General features: G+C 70.9%; 27 protein-coding genes. 12 read left to right on the forward strand and 15 right to left on the reverse strand.

Features of this window, described 5'->3' with window-relative positions; genetic code table 11:
• Window positions 1-15: 15 nt before the first annotated feature.
• Window positions 16-1,047: a glutathione S-transferase family protein gene (locus tag FGM06_RS12110; RefSeq protein WP_144799492.1), complete on the reverse strand. Its 1,032-nt coding sequence runs from the start codon at window positions 1,045-1,047 to the stop codon at window positions 16-18.
• A 397-nt stretch (window positions 1,048-1,444) separates the two neighbouring features.
• On the opposite strand from FGM06_RS12110, the gene FGM06_RS12115 reads away from it, so the two are divergent.
• Entirely contained in the window at window positions 1,445-2,704 is a 1,260-nt protein-coding gene (locus tag FGM06_RS12115; protein WP_144799493.1) for an NAD(P)/FAD-dependent oxidoreductase, read from the forward strand.
• Between the two features lie 41 nt (window positions 2,705-2,745).
• Here FGM06_RS12115 and FGM06_RS12120 read toward each other — a convergent pair whose 3' ends face one another.
• The 3 genes from FGM06_RS12120 to FGM06_RS12125 form a co-directional block, all read right to left on the reverse strand.
• Complete coding sequence (locus FGM06_RS12120) at window positions 2,746-3,186, reverse strand: Hsp20/alpha crystallin family protein (RefSeq protein ID WP_144799494.1); 441 nt, start codon at window positions 3,184-3,186, stop codon at window positions 2,746-2,748.
• 3 nt (window positions 3,187-3,189) lie between these two features.
• Complete coding sequence (locus FGM06_RS16075) at window positions 3,190-3,345, reverse strand: DUF7559 family protein (protein WP_186311012.1); 156 nt, start codon at window positions 3,343-3,345, stop codon at window positions 3,190-3,192.
• Window positions 3,346-3,407: 62 nt separating this feature from the next.
• Window positions 3,408-4,883: an ATP-binding response regulator gene (locus tag FGM06_RS12125; protein ID WP_144799495.1), complete on the reverse strand. Its 1,476-nt coding sequence runs from the start codon at window positions 4,881-4,883 to the stop codon at window positions 3,408-3,410.
• 151 nt (window positions 4,884-5,034) lie between these two features.
• Here FGM06_RS12125 and FGM06_RS12130 point away from each other — a divergent pair, with 151 nt between their 5' ends.
• Together FGM06_RS12130 and FGM06_RS12135 are read left to right on the forward strand one after the other, a co-directional pair.
• On the forward strand, window positions 5,035-6,912 hold the full coding sequence (locus FGM06_RS12130; RefSeq protein ID WP_144799496.1) for a radical SAM protein: 1,878 nt from the start codon (window positions 5,035-5,037) through the stop codon (window positions 6,910-6,912).
• A gap of 4 nt (window positions 6,913-6,916) precedes the next feature.
• The gene (locus tag FGM06_RS12135) at window positions 6,917-7,756 is read left to right on the forward strand and encodes an MBL fold metallo-hydrolase (RefSeq protein WP_144799497.1); all 840 of its coding nucleotides are present in this window, start codon (window positions 6,917-6,919) and stop codon (window positions 7,754-7,756) included.
• A 28-nt stretch (window positions 7,757-7,784) separates the two neighbouring features.
• Here FGM06_RS12135 and FGM06_RS12140 read toward each other — a convergent pair whose 3' ends face one another.
• Window positions 7,785-8,405 (reverse strand): HAD family hydrolase, encoded by a 621-nt coding sequence (locus tag FGM06_RS12140; protein ID WP_144799498.1) that lies wholly within the window; start codon window positions 8,403-8,405, stop codon window positions 7,785-7,787.
• 93 nt (window positions 8,406-8,498) lie between these two features.
• Entirely contained in the window at window positions 8,499-8,981 is a 483-nt protein-coding gene (locus FGM06_RS12145; protein ID WP_144799499.1) for a DUF7321 family protein, read from the reverse strand.
• 172 nt (window positions 8,982-9,153) lie between these two features.
• Between FGM06_RS12145 and FGM06_RS12150 the strand changes: the two genes are divergently transcribed.
• The 7 genes from FGM06_RS12150 (at window position 9,154) to FGM06_RS12180 (ending at window position 13,519) form a co-directional block, all read left to right on the forward strand.
• Window positions 9,154-10,005, forward strand: a complete 852-nt coding sequence (locus FGM06_RS12150; protein WP_144799500.1) for a DUF7319 domain-containing protein — start codon at window positions 9,154-9,156, stop codon at window positions 10,003-10,005.
• Between the two features lie 95 nt (window positions 10,006-10,100).
• Window positions 10,101-10,748, forward strand: a complete 648-nt coding sequence (locus FGM06_RS12155) for a halocyanin domain-containing protein (protein ID WP_144799501.1) — start codon at window positions 10,101-10,103, stop codon at window positions 10,746-10,748.
• On the forward strand, window positions 10,745-11,134 hold the full coding sequence (locus FGM06_RS12160) for a DUF7318 family protein (protein ID WP_144799502.1): 390 nt from the start codon (window positions 10,745-10,747) through the stop codon (window positions 11,132-11,134). Before FGM06_RS12155 ends, FGM06_RS12160 begins: the two co-directional genes overlap by 4 nt.
• Before the next feature lie 7 nt (window positions 11,135-11,141).
• The gene (locus tag FGM06_RS12165) at window positions 11,142-11,951 is read left to right on the forward strand and encodes a cytochrome b (RefSeq protein WP_144799503.1); all 810 of its coding nucleotides are present in this window, start codon (window positions 11,142-11,144) and stop codon (window positions 11,949-11,951) included.
• A 4-nt stretch (window positions 11,952-11,955) separates the two neighbouring features.
• A complete protein-coding gene (locus FGM06_RS12170; RefSeq protein ID WP_144799504.1) occupies window positions 11,956-12,744 on the forward strand; it encodes a cytochrome b family protein in 789 nt (262 codons plus the stop codon).
• Window positions 12,745-12,804: 60 nt separating this feature from the next.
• Complete coding sequence (locus FGM06_RS12175; protein ID WP_144799505.1) at window positions 12,805-13,236, forward strand: DUF7315 family membrane protein; 432 nt, start codon at window positions 12,805-12,807, stop codon at window positions 13,234-13,236.
• A gap of 4 nt (window positions 13,237-13,240) precedes the next feature.
• Window positions 13,241-13,519, forward strand: a complete 279-nt coding sequence (locus FGM06_RS12180) for a DUF7314 family protein (RefSeq protein WP_144799506.1) — start codon at window positions 13,241-13,243, stop codon at window positions 13,517-13,519.
• A 306-nt stretch (window positions 13,520-13,825) separates the two neighbouring features.
• On the opposite strand, the gene FGM06_RS12185 is transcribed toward FGM06_RS12180, so the two are convergent.
• The 8 genes from FGM06_RS12185 to FGM06_RS12220 form a co-directional block, all read right to left on the reverse strand.
• Entirely contained in the window at window positions 13,826-14,269 is a 444-nt protein-coding gene (locus tag FGM06_RS12185) for a DUF7313 family protein (protein ID WP_144799507.1), read from the reverse strand.
• 24 nt (window positions 14,270-14,293) lie between these two features.
• Window positions 14,294-15,070 (reverse strand): NAD(+)/NADH kinase, encoded by a 777-nt coding sequence (locus tag FGM06_RS12190; protein ID WP_144799508.1) that lies wholly within the window; start codon window positions 15,068-15,070, stop codon window positions 14,294-14,296.
• Window positions 15,071-15,122: 52 nt separating this feature from the next.
• Complete coding sequence (locus FGM06_RS12195; RefSeq protein WP_144799509.1) at window positions 15,123-16,445, reverse strand: M28 family peptidase; 1,323 nt, start codon at window positions 16,443-16,445, stop codon at window positions 15,123-15,125.
• A 77-nt stretch (window positions 16,446-16,522) separates the two neighbouring features.
• On the reverse strand, window positions 16,523-17,185 hold the full coding sequence (locus FGM06_RS12200) for a DUF420 domain-containing protein (protein ID WP_144799510.1): 663 nt from the start codon (window positions 17,183-17,185) through the stop codon (window positions 16,523-16,525).
• 84 nt (window positions 17,186-17,269) lie between these two features.
• The gene (locus tag FGM06_RS12205; RefSeq protein ID WP_144799511.1) at window positions 17,270-18,322 is read right to left on the reverse strand and encodes an NAD(P)-dependent glycerol-1-phosphate dehydrogenase; all 1,053 of its coding nucleotides are present in this window, start codon (window positions 18,320-18,322) and stop codon (window positions 17,270-17,272) included.
• A gap of 377 nt (window positions 18,323-18,699) precedes the next feature.
• Window positions 18,700-19,386 carry a LysE family translocator gene (locus FGM06_RS12210; protein ID WP_144799512.1) on the reverse strand — a complete coding sequence of 229 codons (687 nt, stop codon included), beginning with the start codon at window positions 19,384-19,386 and terminating at the stop codon, window positions 18,700-18,702.
• Between the two features lie 171 nt (window positions 19,387-19,557).
• The gene (locus FGM06_RS12215) at window positions 19,558-20,217 is read right to left on the reverse strand and encodes a metal-dependent transcriptional regulator (protein ID WP_144799513.1); all 660 of its coding nucleotides are present in this window, start codon (window positions 20,215-20,217) and stop codon (window positions 19,558-19,560) included.
• Window positions 20,218-20,307: 90 nt separating this feature from the next.
• A complete protein-coding gene (locus tag FGM06_RS12220) occupies window positions 20,308-21,075 on the reverse strand; it encodes a DUF2103 domain-containing protein (protein ID WP_144799514.1) in 768 nt (255 codons plus the stop codon).
• An 89-nt stretch (window positions 21,076-21,164) separates the two neighbouring features.
• Between FGM06_RS12220 and FGM06_RS12225 the strand changes: the two genes are divergently transcribed.
• The gene (locus FGM06_RS12225; protein WP_241662571.1) at window positions 21,165-21,827 is read left to right on the forward strand and encodes a hypothetical protein; all 663 of its coding nucleotides are present in this window, start codon (window positions 21,165-21,167) and stop codon (window positions 21,825-21,827) included.
• A complete protein-coding gene (locus tag FGM06_RS12230; protein ID WP_144799515.1) occupies window positions 21,824-22,477 on the forward strand; it encodes a hypothetical protein in 654 nt (217 codons plus the stop codon). The genes FGM06_RS12225 and FGM06_RS12230 overlap by 4 nt, the downstream gene beginning before the upstream one ends.
• Here the strand turns inward: FGM06_RS12230 and FGM06_RS12235 are convergent.
• Window positions 22,474-23,661 (reverse strand): ArsA family ATPase, encoded by a 1,188-nt coding sequence (locus FGM06_RS12235; RefSeq protein WP_144799516.1) that lies wholly within the window; start codon window positions 23,659-23,661, stop codon window positions 22,474-22,476. The two genes, FGM06_RS12230 and FGM06_RS12235, sit on opposite strands and share 4 nt — an antisense overlap.
• Between the last annotated feature and the right edge of the window lie 140 nt (window positions 23,662-23,801).

Genomic DNA, 23,801 nt, shown 5'->3' on the forward strand with positions numbered 1-23,801 from the left:
TGTCCGGCCGTCGGCTCAGTCGTCGGCGGTCGGCGTCGGCGCCTCGCCGCCGAGCCGGTCGCGGTCGTGCGGCACCTCCCAGTCGAGGTCCGGGCCGCGCGCGACGATCCCGGAGGGAGTCACGTCCGGGTGGGTCGTGTAGTAGTGCTCCTTGATGTGGTCCATGTTCACCGTCTCGGCGACTCCCTCGGTCTGGGAGAGGTCGCGGAGGTACGGCCAGAGGTGCTCGTACTGGTGAATGAACTTGCGGTTGCACATGAAGTGGGTGTGGTACACCTGGTCGAACCGGACCAGCGTGGTGAACATGCAGAGGTCGGCCTCGGTGAGGGAGTCGCCGACGAGGTACCGCTGATCGGCCAGATGGTCGTTCCAGCGGTCGAGCGCGCCGAACAGCTCGTCGATCGCCTCGTCGTACGCGTCCTGCGACGTCGCGAAGCCGGCGCGGTACACCCCGTTGTTGACCGGCTCGTAGATCTCGGTGATCACCTCGTCGACGTCGGCGACGGTCGCCTCGGCGTCGGCGCCGGGCAGCAGCGAGACGCCGTTGCCGAGGTCGTCGAACGCGGTCGAGAGCATCCGCAGGATCTCCCGGGACTCGTTGTTGACGATCGTCTCCTCCTCGGTGTCCCACAGGACGGGGACGGTCACCCGGCAGGTGGCGTCGGGGTCGGCCGCGACGTACAGCTCGCGGAGGTAGTCGCTGCCGTGCAGGTGGTCGGGCGTGCAGCCCGCCTTCTCGGGGGTGAACTGCCAGCCGCCCTCGGCGCGGTACGGGTCCACGACCGAGACGCCGATGGCGTCCTCTAAGCCGAGCAGCGACCGCGCGATCAGGGCGCGGTGCGCCCACGGGCAGGCGTACGAGACGTACAGGTGGTACCGGCCGGCCTCCGGCTGGAAGCGCTCGTCCGGCTCGGCGTCGACGTGGTCGGGCACGTCGCTGCCGGCGATCCAGTTCCGGAACGTCGTCTCGCCGCGCTGGAACGAGCCGTCCTCGTCCGTCGCCTCGTACGCGTCCGTCCGCCACTCGCCGTCGACGAGTTGATTCATATCGGATTCACGGGCTCGACGCCCATAACGTGGGCGGGGACGTGCGTGTCACCCGGCCGTACGAAGCGTGGAATCAGCGTGGGGATGACGATCGCAAATAAATACTTGCCGGCGCGGTTCCCATCTTCGAAATCCCAGCCGACTGAGAATCGATCGTGGAGACCTCCAAAGCCCCAGCCGCGACGGCTCGCGCACCTCGCTGCGGTCCTCAGTCGCTCGCGTTGCTCGCTCCCTGCGGTCCTTACGTCGGTGTGCTTCGCCCTCGCGGCTGCCCCTTTGAGTCCCGCCCCGCACAGCACCGCAACCGCACCTCACGCCTTCCCAGCCTCGGCGCACGGGCCGGCGCGGCTCCGTCCGCGCCGGTGGCTTTTCGTCTGCGCCCGCGTTCCCCTGACGTATGTCCGAACGAGACGAGGCTGCGCCCGCCGTCGCGGTCGTCGGCGGGGGCGCCGTCGGCGTCACCGCGGCCGTTGACCTCGCGGCCCGCGGGGCCGACGTGACCCTCTACGAGCGCGGCTCGCTCGGGAGCGAGAGCTCCGGGCGCGCCGCCGGCGTGCTGTACGACGCGTACGCCGAGGACGTCGACGCCGCGCTGGCCGCCCGCGCGATGGAGCGGTTCCGAGCGTTCGACCGGTCGCTGCCCGGCTTCGCCTTCGAACCGTGTCCGTACGTGATCGCGGTCCGCGAGGGCGACTCGGACGCCGACGCCGTCCCCGCGATGGTCGACCGGATGCGCTCGCACGGGCGCGACGTCTCCGTGGTCGATCCCGCGGCGCTCGCCGACCGGTTCCCGATCGCGACCGACGACCTCGCGGTCGCCGCCGTCGCCGAGAACGCGGGCCGGTGCGACCCCGCGAGCTACGTCGCGGCGATTGGCCGACGGGCGCGCCGCGAGGGGGTCGCCGTCGAGACGGCGACGGCCGTCTCGCTGACCGAGGGCGATCCCGCGGTGCTCCGGGTCGACGCGGCGGACGGGAGCACCGCCGAGACCGGCGCGTTCGACGCGGTCGTCGTCGCCGCCGGCGCGCGCACCGCCGACCTCCTCTCCGGGGCCGGAATCGCGGTCCCGGTCGTCCCCTACCGGGTGCAGGCGCTGACGAGCGCGGTCGCCTACGACGGCCCGATGGTGTACGACGCGACCGCGGGCGTCTACGTCCGACCCCACCCGACCGGCCTGCTGGCCGGCGACGGCACCGAGCCGGTCGCGGCCGATCCCGACGGCTACGACCGCGAGGGCGACGGCTGGTTCGTCGACTCGGTCGCAGAGACGCTCCGCGAACGCCTCGACGCCGCGAGCGGCAGCAGGTCGGCCGCCGAGCCGGACGTCGAGCGCGCGTGGGCGGGCCTCTGCACGGCGACGCCGGACGGTGACCCGCTCGTCGGGCCGGTCGGCGGGACGGGAGACGCCGGGGACGGGCCCGACGGCGACTGCGCGGACCGCCTGTTCGTCGCCGCCGGCTGGCAGGGCCACGGCTTCATGCGCGCGCCGGCGGTCGGCGAGCTCGTCGCCGAGGGCGTGCTGGCGTCGCTCGACGGAGTGGATGCCGAGGCTCCCGAGTCGCCGTGGATCGAGGCCTTCGATCCCGACCGGTTCGACGGCGACGAGACGTTCGAGATCACGGAGGGGATGTCGGTGGAAGAGCGGGCGGGGGAGTGAGATCGGAGCGCGGGGGAGACCGCCGGGAGGCGGAAACGGTCTCAGTTCTCGTCGTCGGTCTCGTCGGCCTCGTCCTCCTCGACGACCGCGACGTCCCGCGCGTCGTCGTTCTTCGGGATCTCCACCTGCAGCGTTCCGTTGCGGGTCAGCGTCGCGTTCGCGCCCTGCGGCGTGACGTTCGCGTCGCGAGGGAGCTCCGCGCTCCCGGCGAGCGAGACGCCGCGTCCGGGGAACACCATCTCGTAGCCGTCGTAGAAGTCGCGGAACCGGTCCAGCTCGACCTCGACGGTGCGGTCGAGGAACGTCACGTTCAGGTCCTCGCCGCGGACGCCGGGGGCGTCGAAGACGACGAGGTAGGCGTCGTCGCTCTCGAGGAGGTCGTACGAGAGCGGCCGGCGCTCCTGCATCCTGCTCCACCCGCGGCCGACGCGCTCGAGGACGCGGCGGACGGCCGACCGGCTCGCCTCGACGAAGCCGCTCACGGGTTACACCTCGATCTCGGCGAGCTCGCTCCCGCCGCAGTACGGGCACGACAGGTCCCCGACCGCGTGGTCGTCGGGCACGTCGTACGTGTAGTGGTTCTCGAACATGTCGAGCTCGCAGTCGTCGCTCTCGCATTTGACCTCCATCGTCGATGGCATATACGGGACCGTTGTGGCGGCGAGGGCTTAAACGGCGTGGAGGCGGCGGGCGCGTCCCCGTCTCAGGCGGTCGGATCGGTGTGTACCTCGATCCGCGCCCCGACGTCGCCATCGACGGCGTCGACCGTCCACCCGTGCGCCTCGGCGATCCGCGAGACGATGCCGAGCCCGAAGCCGGTCCCGTCCGACGCGGTGGTAAAGCCCGCGTCGAACACGCGGTCGCGTTCGCCCTCCGGGATCCCCGGCCCGTCGTCGGCGACGAAGAACCCCCTCCCGTCGTCGAGCTCGCCGACGCGAACCGAGACGTCGTCGCCCCCGTGGTCGATGGCGTTTCGCGCGAGGTTCTCGAGCAGTTGGACGAGCCGCTCGCGGTCCGCCTCGACGGTCAGGTCCACGTCGGCGTCGAGGGTCGCCCCGCCCGTTTCGATCCCCGACCAACAGCGGTCGACGGCGGCACCGAGGTCGACCGGCTCGGCGCCGGTCACCCGCTTCCCGTTTCGCGCCAGCGTGAGGAGCTGCTCGATCCGCCCTTCCATTCGGTCGTGCGCGCGAGCGGCGTGATCGAGGTCGGCGTCGTCGTGCCGCTCCCGCGCCAGTTCGACCCGTCCCTTCGCCACCGACAGGGGGTTTCGGAGGTCGTGGGAGACGACGCTGGTGAACGCCTCCAGCTCCCCGTTCCGCCGCTCCAGCTCCGCCTCGTACTCCTGCCGGTCCGTCACGTCCGTGATGAACCCCTCCAACACCGCGGTCCCGTCGACGGTCGACTCGACGAGACAGCCGCGCTCCCACACCCAGCGGACGCCGCCGTCGCGAGCGCGGATCCGATAGGTGATCTCGAACTCCTCGCCCGTGTCGATCGCCTCCTGGATGACCTCCCAGACCCGCTCGCTCTCGTCGGGATGAACGACGTCCGTCCCCCAGACGACCGCGTCGCTCGCGAGCTCCTCCGCGGTGTATCCCGTGATCGACTCGGCCTCGCCGCGGACGAGCTCCATCGGCCATCCCGGCGTGTTCCGGCAGCGGTACACGATCCCGGGGAGGTTGCCGATCAGCGTCTCCAGCCGCCGCCTGTCGCGGTCGCGGGCGCCGCCGCCGTCGCGGTCCCCGCCGCCGTCGTCCACCGCCGCGCGGACGCGGTCGAGGAGCGCCTCGCCGTCGGCGGTCGGCCCCTCGTCGCCGTCCCCGTCGTCGCCGTCCGGCCTCCGCGACCGGTCGAGGGGAACGTACTCGGTGACGCCGGCCGCGACGGCCTCGCTCGCGACGCGCTCTGACCCCGACGCGGTCGCGAGCACGAACGGCGTCGCGGGGGCGCGGTCGCGGACGTCTCTGAGCAGTTCGACCCCGTCGCTTTCCGAGAGGTCGTACCCGGCGACGACGCAGTCGAACGGCTCCCGGCGCAGTCGCTCGATGGCCGAGTCCGGTCTCGGCTCGACCGCGATCTCGAACTCGTCGTCCGCCCGGTCCGTGCCGAAGAGACGGCGATCGTCGCTCTCCGGGACGCTGAGGACGCGGACCGTCTCCTCGGCGGCCTCCGGCATGTCCGCTTCTTACCGGTCGACGGTATAATGGTTGGGGAAGGGTCCCAATCCGCTTCGGGTCGGTTCGAACCCACCCCCGCTCCCGAGGGGGCCGGTCGCACCGCGTCCTTCCGCACGCTTTTCCCGTCTCGGCCGACTACGGACGGGTAACATGACCGATTCGCCCGCGGCCGGCCGCGGCTCCCTTCCGCCCGATCCGGCCGATCTCTCCGTCACCGTCGTCGACGGCTACGTCGACGAGCCGGCGCACTTCGGGGTGCCGCCGTACATCTCGACGTACCCGCGGTACACGGCCGGCGCGCTCGTCGACGCGGGCGTCCCGGAGGGGCAGATCACCTACCACACGATCGACGAGCTGCGCGACGACCGAGGCAAGCGCGCCGACGTCGCCGACGCCGGCCTCATGGTGTACGTCGGCGGGATGACGGTCCCGGGGAAGTACGTCGGCGGGACGCCGGCCGAACCCGACGAGGTGCGGGAGCTGGGCTGGACCGCGGACGGCGTCACCCTGCTCGGCGGGCCCGTGCGGTTCGGCGTCGGCGAGGAGAACGCGGGCGCGACCGAGACCGAGCGCGACGACCTCGACTACGACTTCGTCGCCATGGGCGACGTGGAGGCGGCCGCGTACGACCTCGTCAGCGAGGGGTTAGAGGGGTTCGGCAACCGGATGCGCGACAACGCCGAGATCGACCGGTGGGCCGAGAAGGGGGCGTTCGTCGTCGAGCAGCACCCCAACCACCCCGACTACCTCATCTGCGAGATGGAGACCTCTCGCGGCTGCGCCTACCGCTGCTCGTTCTGCACGGAGCCGCTGTACGGGAGCCCGGCGTTCCGCGAGGCGCGCTCCGTCGTCGACGAGGTCGACGCGCTCTCGGACCGCGGCGTCAGGCACTTCCGGCTCGGCCGGCAGGCCGACATCCTCGCGTTCGGCGGCGACGGCGAGGCGCCGAACCCCGACGCGCTCCGGGAGCTGTACGGCGGGATCCGGGAGGTCGCGCCCGACCTGCGAACGCTCCACCTCGACAACATGAACCCGGTGACGATCACCGACTACCCCGAGGCCTCCCGCGAGGCGATCCGGGTCATCGCCGCGCACAACACCCCGGGCGACACCGCCGCGTTCGGCCTAGAGTCGGCGGACCCGGTCGTGCAGGAGCAGAACAACCTGCTCGTCACCGCCGAGGAGTGCCTGGAGGCCGTCCGCGTCGTCAACGAGGAGGGCGGCTGGCGGCCGGGCGACACCGCGGCGGCGACGCCCGGCCCCGACGACCGGGTGACCGGCCCCTCGACCGGGCCGGACGCCTCGCCGCGCCTCCCGAAGCTCCTCCCCGGGATCAACCTCGTTCACGGCCTCGCCGGCGAGCGCCCGGAGACGTACGAGCACAACAAGCGGTTCCTCCAGACCGTCTACGACGAGGGGCTCATGCTCCGCCGGATCAACATCCGCCAGGTGATGGCGTTCGCCGGCACGGAGATGGCCGAGACGGGCGCGGACATCGCCCAGGAGCACAAAGACCAGTTCCAGGCGTACAAGCGGGAGGTGCGCGAGACGGTCGACAACCCGATGCTCGACCGGGTCGTCCCGCCCGGGACGGTCCTCCCCGACGTGCACCTGGAGTACCACCAGGACGGGAAGACGTTCGGCCGCCAGCTCGGCACGTACGCCCTCCTCGTCGCCGTGCCCGGAGAGCGCGAGCTCGGCACCGCCATCGACGTGGCGATCACGGACCACGGCTACCGCTCAGTGACGGGCGTCCCGTACCCCCTCGACGTCAACGCGGCGTCGATGGACGAGCTGACCGCGATCCCCGGGATCAACCGGAGCAAGGCCGGGGACGTCGTCGTCGGGCGCCCGTACGGCTCGGTCGACGAGGTCGACGCCGGCGTCGCCGACCTCTCCCGGTTCGCCGTCGCCGACGACGTCGACGTGCCGATCCCCGGGCGCGAGCGCGCCGGGTCCGGCCCCGGTCCGGCCGCTCGCTCCCTCCTCGACCGGCGCGACGGCTCCTCGGTCGGCCGCGGGGACTGAGGCGATGGCGCCGTCGGACCCGCACCCGTCGGTCGAGCGCGTTCCGGTCCCGGTCGACACCCGCGCGCCCGGCGGGACGACGAACGCGTACGTCGCCGGGGAACTCCTCGTCGACCCCGCGGCCCGCACCGAGGCGCTCGACGCGGCGGTCAGCGTTGGCGCTTCCGAGGAGGGAGGCGCCATCGACGCGGTCGCCGTCACGCACACCCACCCGGACCACGTGGGCGCGGTCGCCGAGTACGCCGACCTCGCGTCAGTTTCCGTCCTCGCGCACGCCGACGGCGTCGACCGGTTCGCGGACGCGACCGGCGTCGAGCCGGACGGGACGTTCGAGGGCGGAGAGACCGTGGGCGACACCGCCGTCCGCGCGGTCGACACGCCCGGCCACGCGCCGGATCACGTCGCCTTCGCGGTGAGGGAGGAAACCGACAGCGGGGTCCCCTCCCGCGCGCTGCTCTGCGGCGACCTCGCCGTCGCCGAGGGGAGCGTCGTCGTGGGCGCCCCGGAGGGCGACCTCCGCGACTACCTCGACAGTCTGGAACGCGTCCGTGATGGAGGCTACGACCGGCTCTACCCGGGTCACGGCCCCGTGATCGACGACCCCGAGACCGTCTGCGGCCGGCTGATCGACCACCGGCTCGACCGGGAGCGAGCGGTCCTCGCGGCGGTGGCGGATGGCGCGAGCGACGTGGACGATGTCGTCGAGGGCGCCTACGAGAAGGACCTGACCGGCGTCGCGGACCTCGCGCGGGCGACGGTCGCCGCGCATTTGGAGAAGCTCCTCGCGGAGGGACGGATCGACGGGGCGTGGACGGACCGGCTCGACAGCGAGCGCGCGGAGTGAGGGGCGCCGCCGCCCGGAGGGGCCGCGCTTACGGCTCGGCCTCGAGCTCGGACGCGACCCGCGGCAGCGGCGTCTCCGTCACGTCGACGAAGCGGCCGCCGACGTCCTCGACGCCGCCGTCGGTCGCGGGGTCGTCGCCGACGTGTATCAGGGTCTCGGGGGCGACGTCGAGCGCCTCGGCCGCGGCCTCGAACGCCTTGGGGTGGGGCTTGCGCCAGCCGCAGCCGACGCTGGTGGTGACCGCGTCGAACTCGCCGCGGAGCCCGGCGCGGATCAGCGTCTTGGAGACGAGCTCCGGCACGGCGCAGTTCGAGAGGAGGCCGACGGGCCCCTGCTCGCCGACGTCGCGGACGGCGTCGAGGGCGCCGTCGCGTCTGGTCACGTCGGGGTCGAACGCCGCGACGACGGCGTGCCGGACGACGTTCTCCGCGGCGTCGACGCCGCGGGAGTCGAGCGCGTGCGCGACGTGGGCCGGGAGGGGAACCTCGGCGCCCGCCGGGGCGTCCACGTGTCGCTCGCCGTACGCGACGTGCCAGTCGTCCGGCACCTCGACGCCGCGGGACTCCAGCTCGCGCGCGACGATCTCCGCGGGGTCCGAGGGGTACTCGACGTCGACGAGCGTCCCGAACAGGTCGAAGGTGACTGCCACGATACCCTCTCTTGGGGCAAAACGGGATTGAAGCTGTCGGTCGGCGAAACGGCGGCGAGACGAGGCGGAGAGACGACCGCGCCGCTCACGTCCTCACAGCGCCGAAGCGACGTGGATCGAGTAGAACCGGTAGAGCCCAGTCACCCACGCGCAGAGCCAGAGGAGCATGAACCCGGCCACCCCGACGCGGAGCCGGGCGCGCCAGTGACCCATGTCCTCGTGGATCTCGTCGATGTCGACGTCGGGGTCCTCGTACGCGTCGGCGTTTCGCTTGGCCTGCAAGATACGGACGATACCCGTGAGTGCGAACGCCAGCAGCGCGTACGCCTGCAGCCCGAGGAACGCGTGGATCACGGCGAGGCCGGTCAGCCGCCGGAGGACCCGGGGGATCATCCACCCGACGATCGGGACGGTCGTCAGCGTCAGCCCCACGCCGATGTATCGGAGGTGGTGCGTGAGGACGTTCCAGCTCACGGTCTCGGCGTCGATCATGATCCACGCCCCGTACAGCAGGAAGGGGAGACTCGCCGTCACCGACAGTCCCGCGAGCGCCGCGAAGACCGACTCGTCTACCATCTGTCGGCGCTTCGGGCTCCGGCGCGTAAAACTCCCCGATCCGCTTCTCGCACCGGACCGCGTCCACTCCGATCCGATCGACGTCCCCTCCGATCCGGTCGGTGCGGTCGCCGCGTGCGGGGGCGGACGGAGGACGAAAACAGTTAGCGTCCGGAGCCCGTACGGGCGGACGATGGAGGACACCTCGACGGGATCGGAGTCGGAGCCGAGACCGGACCGAGCGCGGGGCGCACCGGACGGCGACGAGGCGTCTCCCGGCGGGGAAACGTCCGGGAACGAGGGGGAACCGACCGTCGGAGACGACCCCGACGACCTCGACGAGCTCAGGCGGCGCGTCGAGGAGGAGTACGACTTCGACGACTTCGGCCCGTCGGACATGGCCCGGATGAGCGCCGAGGAGTGGGACGCCGCCTTCGACCCCGACTCGTGGATCACGGGCGACCGCCTGCTCGAGCGCGCCGAGGCGGAGCTCAAGTCGCGGATCGCCCGCCGGGAGGTGTTCGGCGTCTTGGAACGAGTTCGGGCCGACGGCGAGGAGCGGGTCTTGGTCTACTCCGACGAGGGGTACGCCATCGTGAGGCCGACCGGCGAGGTGACCGGACAGGGGACCGTGCTCCGGGACATCGAGCCGATCGTCGCGCTGGCGGCGATGGAGTCGTACGACGTGCCGGAGCCGCCCGAGGACTGGTCGCTCCCGCACCCGGACACCGTTCCTCAGGGCTCCGGCGAGTTCGGCAACCTGATGGTCCAAGTGATCGCTGTCGTGCAGGTGCTCGCCGGCGCGGCGCTGCTCGCCGCCACGTTCCTCACCGACCTCGACACCATCGTGGCGCCGGCGATGGGGATCGTGTTTCTGCTCATCGGGCTGTTCCTCTTCGTGATGGTGGCGAACGCGCGGCTCTCGGACCGGTTCCGTTCGGAGGAGTACCGCGAGCGGCTGCGGGCCCTCCGCGAGGCGAAGGAGCGACCCGACTTCGTCCCCGTCGAAGGGGGGGCCGTGGACGAGGAGGAGCTCGACGAGTAAAGCGCCGATATCGGGTGATAGAGGCCCTGTAAATGCCCCCGCGTCGACGGATTCAGTCGGTGGGTTTAAGCAGTCGCCGTCCTGAGTCAACCTGTATGAAAAGGCGGGAATTCGTGCGGACGGCCGGGGGTGCGACCGCCGCGGTCGCGGCCGGTGCCGGCGCGACCGGGACGGCCGCCGCACAGGAGCAACAACCGGACTGGCCGAGCGGGGTCACGGGCGGGAACCTCGGATCGTATCAGGACGCCCGCAGCGAGAGCGAAGTGACCGTGCAGGTCGGCGGGGGCGACAGCGGCCTCGCGTTCGATCCGACCCAGCTGTGGGTCGACACGGGCACGACGATCACGTTCGAGTGGACCGGGAACGGCGGCGCGCACAACGTCGTCACCGTCGAGGACGGCGGCCCGGCCAGCCTCGACAGCGGCGACCCGGTCGGCGAGGAGGGATACACCTACGAGTACGAGGTGACCGAGGAGGACGCCGGCATCACCCACTACCACTGCGTCCCCCACACCGCGACGGGGATGCACGGCGGCATCGCCGTCGGTGGTGACGTCCCCACCGTCGAGGTCGGCGGGGCGTCCGACGGGTGGCCGGAGAACATCGCCCACGTCGGGGTGCCGCTCCACGCGCACTGGGTCGGGATCGCCGCGATCTTAGGCATCTCGCTCACGTTCGTGTTCACCTTCTACCTGCTGAAGTACGGCGAGTCCGCCCACACCGGTCACGGAGGGAACCAATGAGCTCCGGCGGCTCCTCGTACGGCGACATCCACCGGTACGAGCCGGCCCGCGAGAGCACCGCCGCGGCGATCGCCATCGTGCTCCTCACCGTCATCGAGGTCGTCTTCGTCGGGCTGTTCGTCTACGGGCTCATGTCCGCGTGGGCGTCGACGGAGTTCGGCAACATGTACACCGGCGCGCTGCTGGCGATGATCTTCATCGACCTCGCCTTCATCCTCCTGTTGTACCGCAAGGAGTTCCTCCCCGACGTGATGATCGTGAAGAAGCGTCGTCGCAAGTGGGAGGACCTCTACGTCCGGGAAGACGAGAAGGACGGCGTCGGGATAGACACCGGCGGCGCGATGGACACCCTCAAGCGCGCGATCTACCCCTACTACAAGAAGTGATCCCCCAATGAGCCTCAAGAAACAAGACGAGATGGACCACAACGCGTGGCTCAAAGAGCAGGACCTGACGGTCATCGAGACCGCGTTCCTCACCACGCTCATCTGGCTCGACAAGCGGCTCCGCATCGTCGACTACCTCGAGCTGCTGGAGACGATGTACTACCGCGCGAACCTCCAGATGCCGAAGAGCCACACGGAGCAGTACGACCTCGACAACAAGTTCTGGTACTGGTACCCGCTGTACTCGCTCGGGTCGCTGTCGATCATCGCGTACCTGGTCGCGGCGGTCTCCGGCGCGCTGCTCGGGTTCTACTACGCCCCGTCGACCGCCGGCGCCGCCGCGCAGGGCGACCCGACGGCCGCGTACGACTCCCTCGTGATGATCATGACGGACGTCCAGTTCGGATACATGCTCCGCTCGATCCACCGCTGGGCGGCGCAGTTCATGGTCGCCGCGGTGTTCCTGCACATGCTCCGCGTCTACTTCACCGGCTCCTACAAGGAGCCGCGCGAGGTCAACTGGATCCTCGGGATCGTCCTCATCGGTCTGACGCTTCTGTTCGGCTTCTCGGGGTACGTGCTCCCGTGGAAGCAGCTGTCGTTCTGGGCCGCACAGATCGGCGTCGAGATGGCGCTCGCGACGCCCATCGTGGGCGAGTGGGCGGCGCAGCTCCTGTTCGGCGGCTTCACCCTCGGACAGGCGACGCTGGTGAGAATGTACATCCTGCACGTCTTCGTGCTGCCGTTCGTGGTGACCGGCCTCATCGCGCTCCACGTCGGCATCGTCTGGGTGCAGGGGATCGCCGAGCCGCACTAATCCAATGACCGACGACACCACCCCCATGACGGACGGAGGCACCGACGAGGAGGCACGTACCGACGGCGGTCCGCCGGCGACCGTGCCGCCGGACGACGAGACGCCCACCTGGACCGAGCGCAAGGAGCAGTCCAGCGGGCTCGCTCAGCTCACGTATCAGTACTTCGAGCGCTCCCGCCGAGAGGACGAAGACCTTCGAGCGGAGTCGACGTACGTCGAGCGCGACGTGCTCGGCTTCCCGGCGTGGCCCCACGAGACGATCCGGAACCTCGCGATCACGAGCTTCTTCGTCGGGATCATGATCCTCGTCGCGGCGCTGATGCCCGCGCACTTCGGGGAGCCGGCGAACCCCGGCTCGACGCCGGCGATCATCCTGCCGGACTGGTACCTCTACTGGTCGTTCGGCCTGCTGAAGCTCAACCCGATCAACCCGAGCCTCGAGGTGCTCGGCGGCAACATCGCCATCTCCAACGAGTTCCTCGGGATCATCGCTCACGGGATAGTCTTCGGCGTCATCACGCTCGTTCCGTTCCTCAACAAGGGGAGCGCCCGGCGTCCCGTCGAGCAGCCGTTCTGGGCGGCCGTCGGCGTGACCGGCGTCATCCTGTCGTTCACGCTCGCGGCGCTCGCGATCCAGAACTTCTTCCCGATCTCGCTTGACCTGCTGCTCACGCTGACGTTCATGCTGCCGGTCGCCGGCGGCATCATCACCTACGCGGTGCTGAAGACGATGCGTGAGGGGTACATGTACGACCTGAACCGGCGGTACTACATGCTGCGACCGCCGAAGTAACGGCCGCCGACCGTCCGCCGGGCGAGCCGTCCGGTATCCCGCCCGTCGCACACTATTTCGATGTCATCACCCACCGACCACGACGACGCACAGGCGGTCGACGAGACGGGCGACCCGATCGCCGCTGACGAACGGGAGGATCCCCGCAGCGAGCCGACCGGGCCCCGGATCGGGCCCGACGGACGCGAGGTCGTCGTCCCGTTCCGCCTCTACAAGGCCGTCACCGTCTTCTCGACGCTCGCGGCCGTGGTCGCGTACCTGATCGGATTCACGCTCGTCGACGCCGCGACGCTGCAGATCAGCTTCGTTCGGACGACGATCGTCTATCTCCTGAACAGCGCCGGACTCTACCCGTCGAACGACACGCTCGTCGCCGCGCTGGCGGTCACGGGCATCGCGTTCATCGTCGCGGGGACGGCGGTGTACGTGCTCGGGACGCGGTTCCGCGGCCGCGGGATGGGAAAGTCTCAAGACGACTCCGGCGAATCGTGACGTAATGGCAGACGAGTTCATGAAGGGCTTCGCCCTGTTCACGCTCGGTGGCCTCGGCTGGCTCACCTTCGGCGGCTGGTACCGGACGCCCTCGTACTACGACGTCGTGCAGCTGGTCAACCCGGCCGAAGGCATCGAAAGCGCCTACGGCCAGGTCGGCCTCGTCGCCGGCGACGCGTTCTTCTGGGTGATGATACTCGGCGCGCTCACGTTCTGGGTGCTGATCCCGGCGAGCCGCGAGCTGCGCGACGCCCTCGACGACGACGCCGACGCGGCGAACTGACGACCGCCCTCCCTCCGTCGGCCCGAAGCGGTTCTCGCCTCGCCCCTCGTTCTGCAGCCGCCTGAGTTCGCCGAGCGTCCGATCCGCGTCGACGCTGTCGGCGCTTTCCCGTGCCCGCACGGCTACCGGAGGTGAGCAGACGCGACGCCGAGAGGAGTCGGGGATGGCAGGAGGGTCGACGTCGAGAACGACTCCGGGACGAAAAGAGAGCGGGACGCGGCGCGAACGCGACATCGGGCGCGGCACTGCGACTGCCGACGGTGACGGGGAGAAGGCGCGTTTTCTCGCGGCTCCGGACGAGCCGGACTACGCGACGACGAACTGGTTCCAGATGCCCGCGACGAGGAACCACAGGGCGTAGTAGGAGGCGAACACCATGACGAGCAGCGACGCGGCGATCGAGCTCTTCGGGGCCTCGATCGACATGTCGTTGCGCGCCTCGACGTTACGCGCCTCCAGCTCGAACAGGTCGGCGACCAGCATCGTGATCACGAGCACCGAGAGGATCACGCCGCTCACGGGCGCGTCGAGCACGAACAGGAGGCTCAACAGGAGCAGTCCGATGTTCGTGACCGCGTGCGGCGTGTACGGTTCGACGTCGTCGCCGTCGGAGCCCTGTTCGACGTGTCGTCTGTGTTCGAGGTGACGCGTCGCGAGGTTCGCCACCGCCATCGTCAGTATCGCGTACGGCAGCACCGGTCCGACGGCGGACAGCCAGCCGAGGGGAACGAGGAACTGCAGTGGGTCCATACCGACACATCCGGTCACGAGTTATTAGAGTGTTTCCGATCGCCGCGCTCGGCGCGGGTCCGCGAGCGTCACCAGCGCGACCGAGTCGACCGCCTCGATCGCGACCGGTCGGTGCGGCACGACGGAGCCGCGCTCCCGACCGTCGACCACGAGCGCGACCGACTCGGTCTCGCGCTCGACCGAGAGCGAGAGCCGCCCGGCGGCGACCCACGCGTCCGTCCGGGTGCTGAACGGAGCGATCGGCGCGACGGAGAGACCGCCGCCGGGCTCCACGACCGGGCCGCCGGCGGCGTTGGCGTACCCGTCGCTCCCGAGCGGGGTCGCGACGACGACGCCGTCCGCGCGGAACGACTCGTCCGGCCCTCCGACGAGACCGACCGCGAACTCGGAGATGCGGGCGGGCTCCGCGGTGACGAGCGCGACGTCGAAGGCGGCTCGCCGCGTCTCCCCGTCTCCCGCGTCGACCGCGAGGACCGGGTGCGCGACGCGTCGGACGTCGTCGCCGAGAGGGTCGCCGTCGACGGGGGAGTGGCCGTCGGAGCGGAGGGCCGCGTCGAGCAGGGCGTTGACGCGTCGCTCCGCGACGTCGATATCGACCGCGATCCGCCGCGAGCCGACCGGGATCACCGGCGCGTCCGGCGCGTCGACGAGCGCGTCGCGGAGGGCCTCGTCGCCGACCGCGACGACCGCGTCCGCGGCGGACCGCTCGACGGACCGATACGGGAGGCCCGCGAGGGCGCGCCGGAGCGCCGCCGCCCGGTCGTCGCCGACGACCGCGACGCGTCGTTCCGACGATTCCATACGCGAGGGGTGCGGCCGGCGCGCGTGAAAACCCCTCGGTTCGCGACGGCGGCTATCCCCCGAACGGCCAGTCGCCCGTGATCTTCATGCCGGTCGCCTTCCCCTCGCGATCGAGGGCGGCCGCTATCTCGTCGCGGTCCCGCCGCTCGGTCGTCACCGACGCGTCGGCGAGCTCGGCGACGAGTTCGGTGAGGAGGATCGCCTGCTCGCGGAGGTTCCGCGACTCCAGCTTGTCGAGCGTGTCGGCGCCGGTGTGACCCCAGCCGCGGCCGCGCCCCTCCGTCTCGCCGGAGACCATGTACCCCGGGATCCCGCGCTCGACGAACGGCCAGTGGTCGCTGTGGGGGACCAGTTCCGCGCCGAGCGAGACCGGGTGGTCGAACCGGTCTCTCACGCGCTCCGCGGCCGCCTCCAGCGCGTCGAACCCGTGGTGGTCGAGCTTCAGCGTGCGGCCGAACACGTTGCTGTCGACGTTGACGACGGCCGCGACCCGGTCGGGGTCGACCCCCTCGGCGAACAGCGAGGAGCCGACGAGCCCGACCTCCTCGGCGCCGAAGGCGACGAACCGGACCCGCCGGTCGAGCTCGTCCTCGCGGGCGGCGAGCGCGTTGGCGACCTCGACGAGCGTGGCGGTTCCGGCGCCGTTGTCCATCGCTCCCTGGGAGATGTCGTGGGCGTCGACGTGCGAGGAGACGACGAGGTAGTCGTCGGTCTCGGGGCCGAGTTCGGCCACCGCGTTCCCGCTCGTCGCGGCCGGCGTCTCGCAGTCGACGGCGACGGCCAGGTCGTCGCCCTCGTGTCGGCGGGCGAGGCGCGCGCCGGTCTCCTTCGAGACCCCGACCGCGGGGATGTCGCCCACGGGCGCGTCCGCGGTGCCGACGCTGCCGGTCGGCGGGAGCGTCCCCTCGACGTGGTTCGCGAAGACGAAGGCGGCGGCGCCGGCCTCGACGGCGTGGTAGTACTTCTCGCGGCGGTGGACGAACCGGTCGACGGAGTCGGGCGTGTCGGAGGAGACCATCACGACCTTTCCGTCGAGGTCGGCCTCGAAGTCCTCCGGGACGCCGTAGCCGAGGTCGACGAACTCGCCGGTCGCCTCGCCGCTCGGCGACCGGGGGAGCGCGATGCAGGCGTTCATCCCGCTCGCGACGGTCTCGTCGCCGGCGCGAATCGCGCTGTCGCCGCGCTCCCAGCCCTGTATCTCGAACGCCTCGACCCGGGCGTTCCGCGCGCCGGCCTCGGCCAGCGCGTCGCGCGTTAGCTCCAGTCCCTCGTGCTCGCCGTCGCTGCCGGCCATGCGGTGTTCGAGGTCGACGAGGGCTTCGAGGTGGTCCCAGCCGGCGTCGCTCGTGAAGGTGTCGCCGATCCAGTCGGTCATGGCCGAAGGTGCGGTGGCGGCGGGTCAAGCGTTTCGGTGGCGGCGGCCGGTGCCGGCGGTCGAACGGGGATGTCCGCTCAGAAGCCGGGCACGACCGGGAGCAGGACCGTCGCGGCCTCGGCGGCCGCGAACGTCGAGTCGTACAGGTGGTTCAAGAGGAGGTAGGTGAAGACGCCGAGAACGAGCGAGAGGATCCACGCGCTCGCCGCGATCCGACCGACCCGACGGTGGGGCGTCTCGGTCCGCAGCTCGCGTTCCGTGTGCGTGAGCCCGAGGACGATCGCGTAGAGGACGACGGGCACGGAGACGACGGAGAGGACGATGTGGATCGCGAGCATGATCAGGTACGCCGGGTACACCCAGTCCCACAGGGGCACCCACGAGTACGCGGAGTCGAGGACGAACTCCTTCGTGCCGCCGCCCGCGACCTTCGGGAGGTACATCCCGAGGAACAGGAGGATGAGGGCGAAGGAGGTCGTCATCGCCGCCGCGTGCTTTTTCACCTCGTCGTTGCGGATCCAGTACCAGCCGAGCGAGAGCGCGACGACGGTGACGGTGTTGACCGCGGCGATGGCGTGCGCGAGCAGGTCGACGGTGCCGCGGGAGAGCGTCGGGAACAGCGCCTGGAACTCGGGGACCAGGAAGACGCCGCCGACGGCCCCGTAGCCGACGATCGTGAGGAGCACGGTGATCGCGCCGGCCCGCTCCTTGGCCCGGTCGCGAACGCTGGCGGTGGACATATCGGGAGGAGGGAACGGAGCGATAAGTCGGCTTCGGGTGCTCCCGTCGGTCGGGACGCGTCGCCCCCGGCGACGCCGCCTCGGCTATCGCTCGATGACGCCGGTCGCCGTCGCGACCTCGATCGCCGCCTCCTCGTTGATCCCGCCCTGGAGGATCGTGTAGCGGTCGCGGATTTCGTGAGCGGTCGTCAGCGCGGCGAGCAGCTCCTCGTCGTCGACGCCGAGCTCGGCCGCGGTCGTCGGGGCGTCGAGCTCCGCGAGCGCGTCGCGGATCGCGCTCCACCGCCCGTTCTCGCCGCTGTGGAGGTACTCCGTCATGACCGAGGCGACGCCGACCTGGTGGCCGTGGAGCGCCTTCCCCGGGGCGATCCGGTCGAGCTGGTGGGAGATGAGGTGTTCCGCGCCGGAGGCGGGCCGCGAGGAGCCCGCGATCGACATCGCGACGCCGGAGGAGACGAGCGCCTTCACGACGACCCACGACGACTCCTCTAAGCCGGGCCGGATCATGTCTGCGTTCTCGACGAGCAGCTCCGCGGTCATCTCCGAGAGCGCGCCGGCGTACTCGCTGTACTCGACGTTCCGCAGGCGACGGGCGAGCCGCCAGTCCTTCACCGCGGTGTAGTTGGAGATGATATCGGCACAGCCGGCGGTGGTGAGCCGCCACGGGGCGTTCGCGAGCAGCGTGGTGTCCGCGACGACCGCCAGCGGCGGGTCGGCGGCGACCGAGTGGCGCGTGTCGCCCTCGGGGATGGAGGAGCGCCCGGAGACGATCCCGTCGTGGGAGGCGACCGTGGGGACGGAGACGAAGCCGACGTCGAGGTGGTCGGCCGCCATCTTCGCGATGTCGATCGGCTTCCCGCCGCCCAGCGCGATCAGGTAGCCGGGGTCTATCGCCTCCGCGGTCGCGGTGAGCTCCTCGACCGCCTCGAAGGAGGCGTCCTCGACGACGGCGGTCGCGGGGTCGTCGAACTGCGCGCGCACCCGGTCGCCGGCGATCTCGTTCGGCGTCGGGCTCGTGACGATGAGCGGCCGCCCCGTGAGGTACAGCTCGCCGACCGCGGCGCCGAGGTCGTCGATCACGTCGTGACCGACGAGCACGTTGCGCGGGAGCTTGATCCACGTGGACTTGTCGAACATGGCTCAGATACGCGACCGGAGGGTCTAGAAGATGCGGATTTCCGAACGGATCACCGACACGACGCCGGACGCAGCGCGACGGACCAAGCGGGAGCGCGACGGCAGTCTATAAACAGATCGCGGTGCGGTGGCGCGATCCGGTGAGCGCCCGCCGGGGCGCGAACCCGAGCGCGAGGGAGTCGGTGGTCCGGAGCGAAGTGGAGGACCACCGACGAGGCTGGGGAGGAATGAGGTGCGGAGCGGTGGTGGGCGGGACTCAAAGGGACAGACGCGAGTCCTCGCAACGGGGGTGTTGGCGCCGTTGGACGCCGATCCGAGATCGATTGCTCATAAATGTATACTGCAGCTTCCGAGTCAGCCACTGTGCTATCGGCTGTTTATAAGAACGTCGTCGCCGCGTCGTAGAGGAAGAAGACGCCGAACCCGGCGAGCACGACCGCCGAGGCCACCGCGACGAGCGGCGCGAACGTCTCGGTCCGGTTCTCGGCGGCGACGAGCCCCGCGGGGAATCCGGTGATCCAGATCAGTACACCGAGGAAGAAGCCGCCGATCAGCGCGGGGGAGCCGGTGGTGACGACGAACGTGCCGGCGAGGTCGGCGCCGACGACCGGCAGCCGGGCCAGCACGTCGAGCTCGCCCGGGCGCAGCAGGCCGACGCCGACGGTGAGCCAGAACAGCACCTGGTACGGGTTCGTCAGCGCGAGCACCAGCGCCTTGCGGAACCCCTTCCCCTCGTCGATCGAGGGTTCGTCGCCCGATGTCGGGCGGAACGACGCGCGCGCTCCGCGGGCCGCGCCGACGGCGAAGTATAACATGAGGACGCCGCCGGCCGCGACCATCGCGGCACGGAGCAGCGGGAGCGCGTCGACGACGGCGACGACGCCGAGGTACGCGAGGACGAAGAAGATCGCGTCGGCGGTCGCGGCGCCGAGTCCCGCCCGGAAGCCGGCGGTCCGGCCGCGGAGCACGGACTCCTCGGCGATGACGGCGTTCATCGGACCGGGCGGGGCCGCGAGCGCGAGGCCGAAGACGACCCCCGCACCGAGCGTCACGAGGAGGTTCACGCGCTTCGAAACGGGCGTTTTCGTGAAAAAGTCCGCGAAGGACGGGTGGACGTTACGGTCGGAAAGCGGGCATCGATGGTCGGAACTGGCGGGTGGTGCGGTCGCGACGGGCGGATGACGCGTACGCCTACGGCCCGAGCCGGGGCGACGCGTACGCCGACGGCTCCGCGCTCAGTCGGTGTCCTCGACGCGGATCGACCGGGCTATCGCCGCCGGCAGGCTCTGCTCGCCGGTCGGCGTCGCGACGGTCACCATGCCGAAGGGGGCGACGTCGACGACCTCGAGCTCGGTGCCCGGCGTGATCCCGGCGTCGGCGAGGTAGTCGAGCTCGTCCTCGTCGCGGTCGGAGACGCGCGTGACGACGACGCGGTCGCCCTCGATGTGGTCGGAGAGCCGCGGCCCGCTCCCCTCGTCGACGGGTTCGAGGTCGGCCCCCGGGATCGGGTCGCCGTGGGGGTCGACGGCGGGGTCGCCCAGCGCCTCGGCGACGCGGCGCTCGAACTCCTCGGAGATGTGGTGTTCCAGGGCGTCGGCCTCGTCGTGGACCTCGCTCCAGTCGTAGTCGAGCCGGTCGGCGAGGAACGCCTCCAGCAGCCGGTGGTGGCGGACGACCTCCAGCGCGACGGCCTCGCCCTCCGCCGTGAGCTCCGCGCCCTGATACGGCTCGCGCTCGACGAGCCCGCGGTCCTCCAGCTTCCCCAGCATGTCCGTGACCGACGGGGCGGTCTTGCCGAGGTACTCCGCGATCGCGGACGTCGAGACGGGCGGCCCCTGCTCGGACTGGAGGACGTAGATCGCCTTCAGATAATCCTCCATGACGTCGCTCAGCATTTATAAGCGATCGCGGCCGACGGCGGAAATACCTACCGGGAGTGGTCGACGGTCGGACGCGGCGTCCGCGGAACTCCTGCGGATCCGCAGTCACTCGTCTTGGAGCTCCGCCTCCCGCAGCGCCTCGTTGAGGTCCTCGCGGATGCGCTCACCCGTCTCGCGGTCCATCGCGGTGGTGACGATCCGGTTCTCCTGCACGCTGGAGCCGTCTCGGAGAAGGAGTCGGACGTTGCCGTTGGTCCCGGCGCGCGTCGCCTTCGCGCGGAGTCCGGTCCGCGAGCCGGTGCCCCCGGCGTCGATGGGACCGGGGACGATCTTCTTGACGTGCGGGTGCTGCGCGACCGTGCTCACCGCCTTCCGCCCCTTTCGGTCGCCGATCAGCGTCGAGTGGGAGCCGCCGATCTTCTCGCGCGGCGGCGTCTCGACCACCTCCAGCGCGCGGTCGCCGCGCCGGTCGAGCACCCACGAGACGACGGGACTCGCACGCTCGCGACCGTCGTCGTCCCCCGCGTCGACGTCGGCGTCGGGAACGCGGTAGAACTCGTGGTGGACCTGCGCGCGCGTCTCGCGGAGCGGCTTCCGGGCGCCGGCGGCGTAGACGGTGTCGGGGCGCTTCCGGCGGATCTCGTCGGCGACCCGGCCCGCGAAGTTGCGGAGCTGGACCTCGGTGAGCCGCTCGTCGCTCTCCGGCCGGGTCGTCACCGTCGTCTCGCCGACGACCGCGTCCTCGTCGAGCATCGTCAGGCGGGCGCGGTCCTCGGCGAACTCGGCGACGACGGCGTCGGCGTTGGCGGTGTTGCAGGTGAGACAGTAGTCCCCGGGCTTGCGGAGGGGGGTGCCGCACCGCCGGCAGTTCATACCGGACGGAGGCGCGTGTCGGGTAAAAGGCCGTCCGTTCGACGTGCCGCGGAGGTAACCCATATCAGTGGGCGCCGGTCAAAGGGGGTATGGACACCGACGGATCCGACGGCGAGGCCCCGGGCGAGCGGGGGCCGGAGGTCCCGGACGGCGACGCCATCGAGGACCGGGTGGCGCGGCTGTTCCGCAGCGGCCGGACGAACGCGCTGGTCGCGTGGGCGATGGTGGCGGTGCTCGTCGGGGCCTTCGTCGAGAGCCTGCTCGGGTTCGACCTCCTTCCGATGGCCCTCGTCGCCGCGATCACGGCGGTCGTGGTCGCGCCGGCGGTCGCGGCGCGGGATCCGCGGGTGATGCTCCCGTGGGAGGTGCTCGGGCTCGCGCTGTTGCCGATCCTCGTGCGCGCGCTCCTCGGTGGAGAACTCGGGACGTTCGCGACGTACCTCGCGATCGCCGCGTTCGCGCTGATCGTCACCGTCGAGCTCCACATGTTCACCTCGCTGCGGGTCACCCACTGGTTCGCGGTGCTGTTCGTCGTGCTGACCACGATGGCGACGGCGGCCGCGTGGACGGTGCTCCGGTGGAACGCCGACCGGCTGCTCGGAACCGGCTACCTGACGACGAACGAGGCGCTGATGATCGAGTGGATCTACGTGACGCTGGCCGGGCTCGCCGCCGGCGTCCTCTTCGACGCCTACTTCCGGCGGCGGGGCGCGCGGCTCCGCCGGAGCATCTGGCGGGTGGTGCGCCGATGAGCGTCCGCGGCGCCTTCCGAGCTCGCCCATCGCTGCGGACGCAGCGCCGGCTCACAAGGGGGATGCAGCTCCTGCTCGCCGCCATCGTCGTCTACGGCGTGGTCTTCGGCCAGCCGAAGGCGATCACCAACGGCGGGATCGGGCTGTTCGTCACGTTCGTTCCGGCGCTGCTCGAACGCAACTACGACATCCCGCTCGACCCCTGGCTCGGCGTGTGGATCACGACGGCGGTGCTGTTACACACCGTCGGATCCGCCGGGTTCTACGCCCGCGTCCCGTGGTGGGACCACCTCACGCACGCGCTGTCGGCGTCGCTGATCGCGGGCGCGGGGTACACGACGCTCCGCGCTATCGACCTTCACAGCGACGAGATCCGGATCCCGTCGCGCTTCGCGTTCGTCTTCATCTTCGTCGTGGTGCTCGCGTTCGGCGTCGTCTGGGAGCTGTTCGAGTTCGCGCTCGACATCGTCGCCGACGAGACGGGGATCTCGATGCCGCTCGCGCAGTTCGGACTCGACGACACCGTGGCCGATCTGACGTACAACTCGATCGGCGCGCTGGTCGTGGCGCTCTTCGGCCAGGCGCACCTCACCGGCGTCGCGGAGCGGGTCCGCGAGGGGCTGTACGGCGCGTTAGACGAGCGGTCCTAGCGCAGACACGCCGCGACGACCCGCAGCGCGGCCTCGCCGCGGACCTCGTTCGCGAGCAGCGGGACGCGCTTCACGTCGCGGCCGCGGAACAGCTCCGTCGCCCGCCGGAGCGCGCCCTGCTGGACCTCCCAGCGCCGCGCGCAGAAGTCGCAAGTGTCGGGGTTCGGCTCGACGATCCACGCGGGGTCGACGTCTGCCACGTCGCCGACGCCCTCCATCACCCGATTGACGACGAGCGTGCTCACCGGAATCCCGAACTCGTCGAGGCGGGAGACCAGCCGCTCGGACTCGACGACGCTCATCTCCTCGGGGATCGTCACGACGCGGAAGTCGGTCTGCGCGGGGTCGCGCAGCACGGCCCGGAGGCGCTCGATCCGCTCTTGGAGCTCGTCGAGGTCGGCGGTGGGGTCGGCGTCGTCGTCCCCGCCGCCGAACATCCCCTTGAGCCCGTCCATCATCCCGGAGAAGCGGTTTCGAAGTTTCATCACGCGCCCGATCATCGAGTCCATGATCTCGGGAAGCTGGAGCAGCCGGAGCGTGTGCCCGGTCGGCGCGGTGTCGACGATCACCCGGTCGAAGCGCGGGTCGTCGAGGTACTCCAGCAGCTGGCGCATCGCGGCCGCCTCGTCGGCGCCGGGCATCGTCCCGCCGAGCAGCGAACCGAGCCCCTCCTCGCCGTCGGGGTCGCCGCCCGCGGCGCCGGCATCGCCGCCCATCATCCCGCCCATCGCGTCGCCCATCTCGCCCATCCCGCCGAGCGGGTCGCCCTCGGCGCCGAACATCCCCTCCTCCATCGCGTCGTCGGGGTCGATCTCGGCGGCGAACAGGGGCACGTCCTCGCGGATTCGCGTCGGTTCGGCGGGGATATCGGTCTCGTACGTGTCGGAAAGGGAGTGGGCCGGGTCGGTCGAGACGACGAGGGTCCGGACCCCGCCGGCGGCCGAGGAGAGCCCGGTCGCGGCCGCCATCGTCGTCTTGCCGACCCCGCCCTTCCCGCCGTAGAGGACGTATTCGGGCGCGTCGACGCCCTCCGGGAGGGCCGTGGCGTCCGTCTCGGCCGGGAGGTCGGCGTCGGTGGCGTCGGTCTCGTGACCGCCGGCTCCGTGCTCGCCGTCGTCCGCGGCCTCGTCGTCGCTCTCGGGCTCCTCGACGCGATCCACGGGTTCGACGTCGATGTCGTCCATACCGGGTCGTGCGTGCGGCGCGTACGTGTACCCGTCGGTATTGCGAGGAAGATGAAGCGTGAGCGGTTGATAATGAGACGAGCCGAGACGCCAGTCTTGCTGCGACGAACGCCCCTAAGCTCTCAGTCGCTCGTTTATAA

It is taken from the genome of Halorubrum depositum, assembly GCF_007671725.1.
GTDB lineage: Archaea > Halobacteriota > Halobacteria > Halobacteriales > Haloferacaceae > Halorubrum > Halorubrum depositum.

Bases quoted from the DNA above. Each gene is read 5' to 3' on its own strand.
- FGM06_RS12110 (WP_144799492.1), bottom strand. From the start codon at position 1,047: ATGAATCAACTCGTCGACGGCGAGTGGCGGACGGACGCGTACGAGGCG.
- FGM06_RS12115 (WP_144799493.1), top strand. From the start codon at position 1,445: ATGTCCGAACGAGACGAGGCTGCGCCCGCCGTCGCGGTCGTCGGCGGG.
- FGM06_RS16075 (WP_186311012.1), bottom strand. From the start codon at position 3,345: ATGCCATCGACGATGGAGGTCAAATGCGAGAGCGACGACTGCGAGCTC.
- FGM06_RS12125 (WP_144799495.1), bottom strand. From the start codon at position 4,883: ATGCCGGAGGCCGCCGAGGAGACGGTCCGCGTCCTCAGCGTCCCGGAG.
- FGM06_RS12130 (WP_144799496.1), top strand. From the start codon at position 5,035: ATGACCGATTCGCCCGCGGCCGGCCGCGGCTCCCTTCCGCCCGATCCG.
- FGM06_RS12135 (WP_144799497.1), top strand. From the start codon at position 6,917: ATGGCGCCGTCGGACCCGCACCCGTCGGTCGAGCGCGTTCCGGTCCCG.
- FGM06_RS12145 (WP_144799499.1), bottom strand. From the start codon at position 8,981: ATGGTAGACGAGTCGGTCTTCGCGGCGCTCGCGGGACTGTCGGTGACG.
- FGM06_RS12150 (WP_144799500.1), top strand. From the start codon at position 9,154: ATGGAGGACACCTCGACGGGATCGGAGTCGGAGCCGAGACCGGACCGA.
- FGM06_RS12155 (WP_144799501.1), top strand. From the start codon at position 10,101: ATGAAAAGGCGGGAATTCGTGCGGACGGCCGGGGGTGCGACCGCCGCG.
- FGM06_RS12160 (WP_144799502.1), top strand. From the start codon at position 10,745: ATGAGCTCCGGCGGCTCCTCGTACGGCGACATCCACCGGTACGAGCCG.
- FGM06_RS12165 (WP_144799503.1), top strand. From the start codon at position 11,142: ATGAGCCTCAAGAAACAAGACGAGATGGACCACAACGCGTGGCTCAAA.
- FGM06_RS12170 (WP_144799504.1), top strand. From the start codon at position 11,956: ATGACCGACGACACCACCCCCATGACGGACGGAGGCACCGACGAGGAG.
- FGM06_RS12175 (WP_144799505.1), top strand. From the start codon at position 12,805: ATGTCATCACCCACCGACCACGACGACGCACAGGCGGTCGACGAGACG.
- FGM06_RS12180 (WP_144799506.1), top strand. From the start codon at position 13,241: ATGGCAGACGAGTTCATGAAGGGCTTCGCCCTGTTCACGCTCGGTGGC.
- FGM06_RS12185 (WP_144799507.1), bottom strand. From the start codon at position 14,269: ATGGACCCACTGCAGTTCCTCGTTCCCCTCGGCTGGCTGTCCGCCGTC.
- FGM06_RS12190 (WP_144799508.1), bottom strand. From the start codon at position 15,070: ATGGAATCGTCGGAACGACGCGTCGCGGTCGTCGGCGACGACCGGGCG.
- FGM06_RS12195 (WP_144799509.1), bottom strand. From the start codon at position 16,445: ATGACCGACTGGATCGGCGACACCTTCACGAGCGACGCCGGCTGGGAC.
- FGM06_RS12200 (WP_144799510.1), bottom strand. From the start codon at position 17,185: ATGTCCACCGCCAGCGTTCGCGACCGGGCCAAGGAGCGGGCCGGCGCG.
- FGM06_RS12205 (WP_144799511.1), bottom strand. From the start codon at position 18,322: ATGTTCGACAAGTCCACGTGGATCAAGCTCCCGCGCAACGTGCTCGTC.
- FGM06_RS12215 (WP_144799513.1), bottom strand. From the start codon at position 20,217: ATGCTGAGCGACGTCATGGAGGATTATCTGAAGGCGATCTACGTCCTC.
- FGM06_RS12220 (WP_144799514.1), bottom strand. From the start codon at position 21,075: ATGAACTGCCGGCGGTGCGGCACCCCCCTCCGCAAGCCCGGGGACTAC.
- FGM06_RS12225 (WP_241662571.1), top strand. From the start codon at position 21,165: ATGGACACCGACGGATCCGACGGCGAGGCCCCGGGCGAGCGGGGGCCG.
- FGM06_RS12230 (WP_144799515.1), top strand. From the start codon at position 21,824: ATGAGCGTCCGCGGCGCCTTCCGAGCTCGCCCATCGCTGCGGACGCAG.
- FGM06_RS12235 (WP_144799516.1), bottom strand. From the start codon at position 23,661: ATGGACGACATCGACGTCGAACCCGTGGATCGCGTCGAGGAGCCCGAG.